Below are 9,733 nucleotides of genomic sequence, written 5' to 3'. Positions count from 1 at the left end.
TTACCCCCCAAATCCCTGTCGAATTCCGGCCAGCGTGGTTTAACGGGGCGCCTAGGATCAAAAGCAAGATCAAGAGCGGCTCGCTTCGCATCGTGGTTACTGACGGTCGCATGTCAGAGTTGTGTAGATACCCATGGTTGCAGATGGGCAACCAGCCGCATTGCGCGCAACGGCCGCCCACAGCACGGGGGTGCTCACGCAATCTCGACAGCAGCGCATCCGGCTGATCCAGCCAGAGCGTGCGAAAGCGCGTGTGCCGGACATTGCCCACCGAGTGCTGCCACCAATAGGTGTCCGGGTGCACTTCGCCGGTATTGTCGATATTGGCGATACCGCTGCCCGAGGCATTGCCGCCCCAGGCGCGAAGCATGTTTTCCAGGTGCGGGTAGTGCGCAGGCAAGCGGCTCGCGGCCCATTGCAGCAAGAGAATGGCGTCGGCATCGTTGTTGCCAGAAGCAGATCGAGGCTTTCATTAAGTACCCGATGCTTGAGCAAGACGCGGGCCATGCCTGGAGGCCTTTATTTATGGGGATGGGAAGGCGCGGGGGTAAAAATGACCCTGGCCGATAGGGTTTGAATAACCGCATCAGGGTTATTTCTACCCTGATCCGTTCACCGTTGCAGCCGTGCAGGCCCGCACCGGCAATAAGTCGCCTCAGGGCACGGCCCTTGCACTCTTGATCTGCGACAACGGCGACTGATCGCCTATACCCGATGATGCATCCGGATTTACCTCGGCACTCGCGACTAAGTGTCAGGTCGGCAACAGGTTAGAGGAGTGGCGTTATGCAAGTGCTTGAGCGGCGTAAAGCGATGGCGATCCCGCCGCTGTTACGGCTGGCCTTCCGGCCTTTTTTCCTTGCCGGCTGCCTGTTTGCGGTGTTGGCCATTGCGCTGTGGCTGGCAGCCTTCGGCGGTTCGATTTCCCACTGGACTCCCGCAGGCGGTTGGCTGGGCTGGCATCGGCATGAACTGCTGTTCGGCTTCGGGCTGGCGATCATTGCAGGTTTTTTGCTGACGGCGGTGCAGACCTGGACCAGTCGCCCCGGGCTCAGCGGCAAGCCGCTGGCTGCCCTGGCGCTGTTGTGGCTGTGCGCACGGGCGGCCTGGTTGCTCAATGCGCCCTGGCCGCTGCTCATGGTGCTGGAATTGGCATTCCCACTGGCGGTGGCGTTGCTCATGGGGTTGAGCCTGTGGAAGGTGCGACAGAAACGTAACTATCCGATTGTGATGGTGTTGCTGTTGTTAGCCGTGGCCGATGGGTTGTCGCTTTATGGCGTACGCGAAGGCCATGAAGGCTGGCAGCGCCAAGGCGTACTGGCGGGCATCTGGCTGGTGGCAGCGATGATGGGGTTGGTCGGCGGGCGGGTCATTCCGTTTTTCACCCAGCGTGGTCTCGGTCGGGTCGAGGGGGTTGCTCCATGGCCTTGGCTGGACGGGGTGTTGTTGATCGGTGCGGCGCTGGTTGCGTTGCTGTATGCAGCGGGTCCGGCCCTCAACCCCAATGTCTGGGTGGGCCTGCTGTTTGCGGTGTTGGCGGCGGGGCATCTGGTGCGCCTGGTTCGCTGGCATGATCGGGCGCTCTGGCGTGTGCCGTTGTTGTGGTCGCTGCACCTGGCCTATGGCTGGTTGGCAGTGGCGTGCCTGGGCATGGCGCTGTGGCATTTCGGCGTGCCGGTCAACCCGAGCCTGGCGGTGCATTGCCTGACGATCGGTGCCATGGGGGGGTTGGTGCTGGCGATGATTGCACGGGTCAGCCTGGGGCATACCGGTCGGCCACTTGAGCCGCCCTCGGGCATGACCCTGGCGTTCATCTTGCTCAATCTGGCGTGTCTCAGCCGGGTTGTGTTGATTGTGTTCCTGCCCTTGCCGGCGCTGTGGCTGGCCGGCCTGTGCTGGGCGCTGGCGTTTGCGTTGTACGCCTGGCGTTACGGGCCGATGCTGCTGCGCACTCGGGTTGACGGTCATCCGGGTTGAGCCGGCGAATGTATGGAGGTGGACAGTGATATACCCCTTTTTGCTGGTGACCCACTTGCTCGCGGCAATCGCCTTCATTGGTACGTTGTTTTTCGAAGTGGTGATCTGGCATCACGCCCGCCAGCAGTTGCCGGATGCGCCACGGTCGACGGCCGATCAGGCCATTGCCCTGCGCTCGCGCAAGGTCCTGCATGGCGTGGTGGTGCTGTTGTATGGCGCCGGCATCAGTCTGGCGTGGCAGTACCGGGGCGCCTTGAGCCAGCCGCTGGCCAGCAGTCTTGGCACGGTGTTGAGCCTGAAGATCCTGTTGGCCCTGAGCATCATCGGGCATTATTTGCTGTTGGCTTATTGGCTGAAAAACGCTCGGCTGAGCGCTCAGCGGGCAAACTGGATTCGCCGCAGCATCCTCGGGCACATGGTGTTGATCGTGATCCTCGCCAAGGCCATGTTTTATTGGCATAGCTGATCGATAAAAGTGCCCGGCAGACAAAACCCGCGGCAACCGATGGGCTGGCGCGGGTGGGTTGCAAGCGGCAATCGATCAGTGCCTGGGGGTCAGGGCGTTTACGAACAGCACATTGTTTTCCAGGTGGATGTGTTGCATCAGGTCGTCGCGAAACTCCAGCAGCCCGCGATACAAGGCACGCCAGGTGTTACAGGCATCCGCTGGCGGGGTGATGTTGTTGGTCAGGGCCAGCAGTTCCTCCGGTTGGATTTCAACGGTTCCCCAGCCTCGCTGCATCCGGCATGCCATGTTTAATGGATTGATAAATAACGATTAATTATTAGGTGTGGTGATAGTTACCCTGACGCTCTAGGGTGAATGCCACCATAGAGGGTGATGACTACCATGCTGCGAGAAAGCCTGGCCGCCGACTTGATCGTCGAGTTGCCCAATGCCGTACGGTTCCAGCGCCTGGTCCAGACCCTGCGCGAATATTTCAACAGCGGTGCCGTGGGCTTGCTGCGCCTGGATGAAGATAGCCTCAGGCCTGTCGCGACAGTGGGGTTGGTCCACGAAGCGTTGGGGCGCCGATTTGTCATCGCTCAGCATCCTCGACTGGCTGCGATCATGGCGTCGCGCGAGCCGACGTGGTTCGAGCCGGACAGCCGCCTGCCGGACCCCTACGACGGCTTGCTCGACAACCACGTGGGAGAACCGTTGCCGGTGCATGACTGCATGGGTGTGAGCCTTTACGTGGAGGGACGCATCTGGGGCGCCATTACCCTCGATGCGTTGCATGCCGGCACCTTCGACAGCCAGGCGCGGGAGGAACTCAAGCGTTGCACCTTGCAGATCGAAGCCGCCGTGCGCGTCACCCGTCTTGAACAGGAAAACCGCAGCTTGCGCTTGTCCCGTAGCGGCCTTCAAGATGCGCGGTTGCCCGCCGATGAAGGCGAAATCCTCGGCCAGAGCGAGGCGTTGCACCAGTTGCTCAATGAGCTGGATGTACTGGCCGATTCCGACCTGCCGGTATTGCTGTTGGGCGAGACCGGTGTCGGCAAAGAGTTGTTCGCCCGGCGCTTGCATCGTTTGTCGGGGCGCAGCCACAAGCCGTTGATACAGGTCAATTGCGCCGCCTTGCCGGAATCCTTGGCAGAAAGCGAGTTGTTCGGGCACGTCAAGGGCGCCTTTTCCGGCGCCACCAGTGACCGCGCCGGACGTTTCGATGCCGCCAACGGCGGCACACTGTTTCTTGATGAAGTCGGTGAGTTGCCGCTAAGCGTGCAGGCCAAGCTGTTGCGCGCATTGCAAAACGGCGAGATCCAGCGGCTGGGGGCGGATAAACCGTTGCACGTGGATGTACGGATCATCGCCGCGACCAACCGGCACCTGCCCGACAGTATCCGCGATGGCCTGTTCAGGGCTGACCTGTATCACCGGCTCTCGGTGTACCCGGTGCCGATTCCGCCTCTGCGCGAGCGCGGTAACGATGTGCTGATGCTCGCCGGGCATTTCCTCGAGCTCAATCGGGCACGGCTCGGCTTGCGCGGTTTGCGCTTGTCGCCCGCGGCCGAGCGGGCCTTGCTGGCCTATACCTGGCCGGGCAATGTGCGCGAGCTGGAACATGTGATCAGTCGCGCTGCGTTGAAGCAACTCAGCCGCGGCACCAGTCGCGCGCTGATCATGACGCTGGAGGCGCAAATCCTCGATCTTGACAGTGCGATGGGGGCGTCGGGAATGCTCGTCGAGCGCTCGCTGGAGCTGATGCCTGATGCGCCGTTCCAGGCCTTGGGCGCTGCGGTGGATGACTGTCAGCGAGAAAAAATTCTTCACGCCCTGAGTCTTTCTGCCCACAACTGGGCGGGCGCCGCACGGCTGCTGGACGTCGACCCCAGCAACCTGCACAAATTGGCCCGGCGTCTTGGCTTGAAGTAAGCCGTGGCGGCGCCGCCTGTTGATGGCGATCAAGGTGAGGTCAGCCAGTGGCTTGCACACTGGGACAAACCCCCACGGAGATCACCGTTATGCCACTTTCCCTGGCTCAGATGCGCCGTAACTACACCCTCAACGGTCTGCTGGATGAGGCAGCGCCGGACGATCCACTGGCCATGTTCCGCCAATGGCTGCAGCAAGCGCGTGACACCGAATGCGCGCCTGTCGAGGCCAACAGCATGATGTTGGCAACGGTCGACGGTGACGGGCAACCGCACTGCCGGGTCCTGCTGCTCAAGGGCTTGAGCGACGATGGCTTCACGTTTTTCGGCAATTACCAGAGCGACAAAGGCCTGCAACTGGCCGCTAACCCGAATGCCGCCATGACGTTTTTCTGGCCAGGTCTGGAGCGTCAGGTGCGCATTGAAGGCCAGGTATCCAGGCTCGATCCGCAACTCTCGGATGCCTACTTCGACTCCCGCTCAGTAGCCAGCCGCCTGGGCGCCTGGGCTTCACCGCAAAGCCAGCCGCTGGCCAGCCGGGCAGCGCTGGATTCGCGTTTGGCCGAAACCATCAAGCGTTTCGTTGGTCAGGCCGTGCCGCGACCGCAGCACTGGGGTGGTTACTGCCTGCGCCCGGCACGCCTGGAGTTCTGGCAGGGGCGTGCCGATCGCCTGCATGATCGACTCGACTACCGTTTGCAGAACGGCGAATGGTGTCGCCGCCGCCTGGCGCCATGAGTCTGTATTCGCCCTGTGGAGGTACCTCGTTGGAGGAATAGGCCGGGCGGCGATTCCGGTTCAGGCTTGGCCAAACCCTCATCTACGGGAAGGCTTTTATATGGCCCATTTGGCGCAACGCACCTTTATTCCCCTGAACATCGCCGTGCTGACCATCAGCGATACACGCACCTTTGACACCGATACCTCGGGGCAGACCTTGGCTGGCTTGCTGCAGACCGCCGGCCATGTGCTGATCGACCGGGCGCTGGTCAAGGACGATATTTATCATATCCGCGCCATTGTTTCCCGATGGATCGCCGACCCCCAGGTTCAAGTGGTACTGATGACCGGCGGCACCGGTTTCACCGCGCGTGACAACACGCCGCAAGCGGTCCTGCCATTGCTCGACAAACAGGTTGAAGGCTTTGGCGAACTGTTCCGCCAGGTCTCCCTGGCGGAAATCGGCATGTCCAGCTTGCAATCGCGGGCCCTGGCTGGAATGAGCAATGGGGTTCTGGTGTGTTGCGTCCCGGGTTCGCCAGGTGCATGCCGGACAGCCTGGAACATGATCCTGCTGGGACAGCTGGACAGCCGCACCGGCCCCTGCAATTTCGCCCCGCATTTGAAACCGCAGCCGCAACGAGGCAATGATGCCTGCGAGACGCGCTCATGACCGGTCGAGTGTGCGACCTCGGTCATCTGATGCCGGTGGACGAGGCCATCCAGCGTTTGTTGGATCACGCCCCGACACCTCCGTTGGCGCAAATGATCGGCCTTGATCAAGCCTTGGGACGAGTGCTGGCAACCGACATTCATTCCCTGGTGAACCTGCCGGCCTGGGACAACAGCGCCATGGATGGCTATGCGCTCCGGGCAGCCGACCTGCCATCCCAGGGGGGTTACTTGCCCATTGGTGGGCGAATTGCTGCCGGGGATCAAGCCGGCTCGCCGTTGCTCGCCCAGCAGGTGGTGCAGATTTTCACCGGCGCACCATTGCCTGCGGGCGCCGATACAGTGGTGCCGCAAGAGCGCTGCCGGATCGACGACGAGCGCGTCTGGTTCCCGTCCGTCAGTGCGGGCGATCACGTGCGCAAGGAGGGTGAAGAGGTTCGCCGTGGGGACCTGTTGCTCAAGGCCGGCAAGCGCCTGCGTGCACAAGAATTGGGCTTGTTGGCTGGCGCAGGCGTGGCGCGGGTCGCGGTTCATCGACCGTTGCAAGTGTGCTTGCTCAGCAGCGGCAATGAGCTGCGCGAGCCGGGCGATACCTTGGCGCGGGGTCAGATTTACAACAGCAACCGCTATTGCCTGTCTGCGTTGCTGCGCGGCTGGGGCATGGAGGTGCACGACTATGGCGTCATGGCAGATGAGTTGGCGGCCAGCCGCGATGCCTTGAGCCTGGCGTCGTCGGAGTGCGATTTGCTGCTCAGTTCCGGTGGTGTGTCGGTCGGCGAGGAGGACCATCTCAAACGGGCGATTGAGGAGCTGGGTAGTCTGGATTTCTGGCGGCTGGCCATTCAGCCGGGTAAACCCCTGGCCTTTGGCGAAGTCGCCGGCAAACCCTGGATCGGCATGCCGGGCAATCCTTCGGCGGCACTGATTACCGCGTTGGTGGTCGTGCGGCCGTTTCTGCTCCGGGCGCAGGGCGTCACGGACGTGATGCCTGTGCCATTGGCCGTACCGGCCGGGTTCGACTGGTTGCAACGCAACAAACGCCGTCAGTACCTGCGGGCCAGGCTGACGCCCGGTGCCGACGGCCAATTGAGCTTGGCGCTGCACCCTCAGCAAAGCTCGGCGATGTTGACCGCTGCGTGCTGGGCCGACGGGTTGGCCGTGATCGAGTGCGAGCAGCAAGTGTTCAAGCACGACAGCGTGATGTTCCTGTCCTTCGCCGACCTGATGCATTGATCGCAATTGATTGTCGTCAAGGCCATGGCTGCTGGTCTGGCTAGACTGGCAGCGCCTTTCTGATCGCTGCACTACCGATCCCGGGCGAGGGGCAAGACGCGTTTTTCATGAGGATTACCCATGCAACTGGTTTGTCCGGCAGGGAATCTGCCTGCGCTTAAAGCGGCGGTGCGCGAAGGCGCGGATGCCGTCTATGTCGGTTTTCGCGATGACACCAACGCCCGGCATTTTGCCGGCCTGAATATGGATGACAAGCAGTTCGACGCTGCGGTCGCCCACATCCGCCAGCACCAACGCAAACTCTACGTCGCGGTGAATACCTACCCGCAACCCAAGGGCTGGGAACGCTGGCAGCGGGCAGTCGACCGGGCTGCCGATTTCGGCGTGGACGCGCTGATCGCCGCCGATCCCGGGGTGCTCAACTATGCCAGCCAGCGGCACCCGCAACTGGCGTTGCACCTGTCGGTCCAGGGCTCGGCCACCCACGCTGCGGCGCTGCAGTTTTACGCCCAGCGCTACGGTATCCGGCGTGCGGTGCTGCCACGGGTGCTGTCGTTGGCGCAGGTGCGTCAGGTCGCCGCCTCCAGCCCAGTGCCGATCGAAGTGTTTGGCTTTGGCAGCTTGTGCATCATGGCCGAAGGGCGTTGCCACCTGTCCTCCTACATCACCGGCGAGTCGCCGAACCTGTGCGGTGTCTGTTCGCCGGCCAAGGCTGTGCGCTGGAGCGAAGACGCCCAAGGCTTGAGTGCGCGGCTCAGTGAAGTACTGATTGATCGTTACACCCCAGACGAGCCGGCCGGTTACCCAACGTTGTGCAAGGGCCGCTTCCTGGTCGACGGCAAACGCTTTCATGCGCTGGAAGAGCCCACCAGCCTCGACACCCTCGACTTACTCCCTGAGCTGAGCGCCATTGGCGTCGAGGCGGTAAAAATCGAAGGTCGCCAACGCAGCCCGGCCTATGTCGAGCAAGTCACCCGTGTCTGGCGGGCCGCACTCGATGCCCATCGCGGCTCACCGGGCAGTTTTCAGGTCAAGGCGCAATGGCGCCAGGTGCTGGCTGGTTTGTCCGAAGGCAGCCAGACCACCCTGGGTGCTTATCATCGATCGTGGCAATGAGGGACGAAACATGCAGCTCAGCCTTGGACCGGTCCTGTTTTACTGGGACAAAGAGCAACTCAGCAACTTTTACGCCGAGATGTCGGCCTTGCCCCTGGATGTGATTTATCTAGGGGAAACCGTGTGCTCGAAACGCCGGGCTTTTTCACTGGATCAATGGCTGGGGTTGGGGCGTGAGTTGCAGGCCTGCAGCCAGGCGCAATTGGTGATCTCCAGCTTGACGCTGATCGAAGCCGCGTCCGAACTTTCCAGCCTGCGGCGGCTCTGCGACAACGGCCAGCTGCTGGTGGAAGCCAATGACATGGGCGCGGTGCAGTTTCTGGCTGAACGCAAGTTGCCGTTCGTGGGTGGCCCGGCGCTCAACCTGTACAACGGGCATGCGCTGGCGCAATTGCTCGACTGCGGCATGACCCGTTGGGTACCGCCGGTGGAGTGTTCAGCTGCGTTGATCAGCGATGTGATCGCGCAGGTCCGCGAGCTCGGCCGTGACGTGCCGGAAGTGGAAATCTTCGCCTACGGGCATTTGCCCTTGGCCTATTCCGCCCGCTGCTTTACCGCCCGCGCGGAAGATCGACCGAAGGACGACTGCCAGTTCTGTTGCATCAACTACCCCGATGGCCTGGCGCTGGCCAGCCAGGAAGGCCAGCCGTTGTTCACCCTTAACGGCATTCAAACGATGTCGGCGCAGGTGACCAATCTGCTGGCCGATTATTCCGGGTTGGTGGCCTGCGGGGCCGATCTGCTGCGCCTGAGTCCACGAGCCCAGGGCATGAGCGAGGTGATCGAGGCGTACCAACGGGTTCGCCTGGGCCAGACACCGCCGCTGTTCGTCGAGGGTTGCAATGGTTACTGGCATGGCCAGGCCGGCATGCTGCGCGTTGAGGAGGTCGGCCTGTGTTGAACCGCAAAGCGTGGCTATTGAAAGGCGCTGATCGCTTACTGCCGCTGGTACGCCGAGTGCCCTTTGCGGTGCAGCGCCTGGCGCTGCAGCAGGCGCTGAATCGCTGCCTCGCCGAGCCGTTGCGCGACGGTGAATTCGAAGTGCTGCGCGGGCGTTGGCTGTGCCTGCGAATTGCCGATCTGGGGTTGTCCTGGTACCTGACCCTGGGCCGCGAGGGCTTGCAAATTGCCCGTCAGGCCCAGGCTCATGTGACCATCAGCGGCAATTGGCGAGAGTTCCTGCTCCTGGCCAGTCGCCAGGAAGATCCGGACACGCTGTTTTTTCGACGGCGTCTGGTGATTCAGGGCGATACCGAGTTGGGGTTGGCGCTGAAAAACCTGATCGACAGCCTGGACCCTGACGTCTTGCCGGTCTGGTTGTGGCGCAATCTTGAGCGGGCGGGCAAGGGGCTGGCGGTGCAGTAGAGGCATAGGTATCTACACCACTTTGCCACGCCGCTGCTCCCTGACAATTTATCGCTGTCTACTGATGCACGCGGTCCAAATGTGGGAGGGGCGGTGCGACGATTCGACTTGCTCCCGATGGCGGCCTGACAGCCGACCAGGGTCTTGGATCAGACCGAGTACATATCCATTATTTAGGTAACGGCCACTATTGGTTCCGCTTTTACAGCGGGTCACTTTGAAAAGCGCAAAGTAACCAAACGCTCTTGCCCCACCACTCGGCACCTCGCTC

9 protein-coding genes and 2 pseudogenes are annotated in these 9,733 nt (G+C 62.1%); 9 read left to right on the top strand and 2 right to left on the bottom strand.

Features of this window, described 5'->3' with window-relative positions:
- Positions 1-136 precede the first annotated feature (136 nt).
- Positions 137-454 (bottom strand): annotated as a pseudogene (locus QZR30_RS27750) (heme d1 biosynthesis radical SAM protein NirJ); the annotation flags it as partial.
- Positions 455-786: 332 nt separating this feature from the next.
- On the opposite strand from QZR30_RS27750, the gene QZR30_RS27745 reads away from it, so the two are divergent.
- Both QZR30_RS27745 and QZR30_RS27740 read left to right on the top strand, forming a co-directional pair.
- The gene (locus tag QZR30_RS27745; protein ID WP_311904771.1) at positions 787-1,977 is read left to right on the top strand and encodes an NnrS family protein; all 1,191 of its coding nucleotides are present in this window, start codon (positions 787-789) and stop codon (positions 1,975-1,977) included.
- A gap of 28 nt (positions 1,978-2,005) precedes the next feature.
- Positions 2,006-2,443 (top strand): CopD family copper resistance protein, encoded by a 438-nt coding sequence (locus QZR30_RS27740; protein WP_311904772.1) that lies wholly within the window; start codon positions 2,006-2,008, stop codon positions 2,441-2,443.
- A 75-nt stretch (positions 2,444-2,518) separates the two neighbouring features.
- Here the strand turns inward: QZR30_RS27740 and QZR30_RS27735 are convergent.
- Positions 2,519-2,683 (bottom strand): annotated as a pseudogene (locus tag QZR30_RS27735) (iron-sulfur cluster repair protein YtfE); the annotation flags it as partial.
- Between the two features lie 144 nt (positions 2,684-2,827).
- On the opposite strand from QZR30_RS27735, the gene norR reads away from it, so the two are divergent.
- From norR to ubiT, 7 genes are all read left to right on the top strand, one after another.
- Positions 2,828-4,357: a nitric oxide reductase transcriptional regulator NorR gene (norR, locus tag QZR30_RS27730; protein WP_311904770.1), complete on the top strand. Its 1,530-nt coding sequence runs from the start codon at positions 2,828-2,830 to the stop codon at positions 4,355-4,357.
- Positions 4,358-4,446: 89 nt separating this feature from the next.
- Positions 4,447-5,094 (top strand): pyridoxamine 5'-phosphate oxidase, encoded by a 648-nt coding sequence (pdxH, locus tag QZR30_RS27725; RefSeq protein ID WP_068966874.1) that lies wholly within the window; start codon positions 4,447-4,449, stop codon positions 5,092-5,094.
- A 100-nt stretch (positions 5,095-5,194) separates the two neighbouring features.
- Positions 5,195-5,749: a molybdenum cofactor biosynthesis protein B gene (gene moaB / locus QZR30_RS27720; protein ID WP_311904767.1), complete on the top strand. Its 555-nt coding sequence runs from the start codon at positions 5,195-5,197 to the stop codon at positions 5,747-5,749.
- Positions 5,746-6,981: a molybdopterin molybdotransferase MoeA gene (locus tag QZR30_RS27715; protein WP_056846070.1), complete on the top strand. Its 1,236-nt coding sequence runs from the start codon at positions 5,746-5,748 to the stop codon at positions 6,979-6,981. The genes moaB and QZR30_RS27715 overlap by 4 nt, the downstream gene beginning before the upstream one ends.
- 120 nt (positions 6,982-7,101) lie before the next feature.
- Complete coding sequence (gene ubiU / locus QZR30_RS27710; protein ID WP_046072049.1) at positions 7,102-8,097, top strand: ubiquinone anaerobic biosynthesis protein UbiU; 996 nt, start codon at positions 7,102-7,104, stop codon at positions 8,095-8,097.
- Positions 8,098-8,107: 10 nt separating this feature from the next.
- A complete protein-coding gene (locus QZR30_RS27705) occupies positions 8,108-8,998 on the top strand; it encodes a U32 family peptidase (protein ID WP_056846069.1) in 891 nt (296 codons plus the stop codon).
- Positions 8,992-9,462 carry a ubiquinone anaerobic biosynthesis accessory factor UbiT gene (ubiT, locus tag QZR30_RS27700; RefSeq protein ID WP_046072051.1) on the top strand — a complete coding sequence of 157 codons (471 nt, stop codon included), beginning with the start codon at positions 8,992-8,994 and terminating at the stop codon, positions 9,460-9,462. The genes QZR30_RS27705 and ubiT overlap by 7 nt, the downstream gene beginning before the upstream one ends.
- Positions 9,463-9,733: the final 271 nt, after the last annotated feature.

This window comes from Pseudomonas sp. rhizo25 (assembly GCF_031931935.1).
GTDB lineage: Bacteria > Pseudomonadota > Gammaproteobacteria > Pseudomonadales > Pseudomonadaceae > Aquipseudomonas > Aquipseudomonas synxantha.
Note: the sequence above shows the minus strand (reverse complement) of the source record. Positions and strands in the feature narration are given on the sequence as shown.

Bases quoted from the DNA above. Each gene is read 5' to 3' on its own strand.
- QZR30_RS27745 (WP_311904771.1), top strand. From the start codon at position 787: ATGCAAGTGCTTGAGCGGCGTAAAGCGATGGCGATCCCGCCGCTGTTA.
- norR (WP_311904770.1), top strand. From the start codon at position 2,828: ATGCTGCGAGAAAGCCTGGCCGCCGACTTGATCGTCGAGTTGCCCAAT.
- pdxH (WP_068966874.1), top strand. From the start codon at position 4,447: ATGCCACTTTCCCTGGCTCAGATGCGCCGTAACTACACCCTCAACGGT.
- moaB (WP_311904767.1), top strand. From the start codon at position 5,195: ATGGCCCATTTGGCGCAACGCACCTTTATTCCCCTGAACATCGCCGTG.
- QZR30_RS27715 (WP_056846070.1), top strand. From the start codon at position 5,746: ATGACCGGTCGAGTGTGCGACCTCGGTCATCTGATGCCGGTGGACGAG.
- ubiU (WP_046072049.1), top strand. From the start codon at position 7,102: ATGCAACTGGTTTGTCCGGCAGGGAATCTGCCTGCGCTTAAAGCGGCG.
- QZR30_RS27705 (WP_056846069.1), top strand. From the start codon at position 8,108: ATGCAGCTCAGCCTTGGACCGGTCCTGTTTTACTGGGACAAAGAGCAA.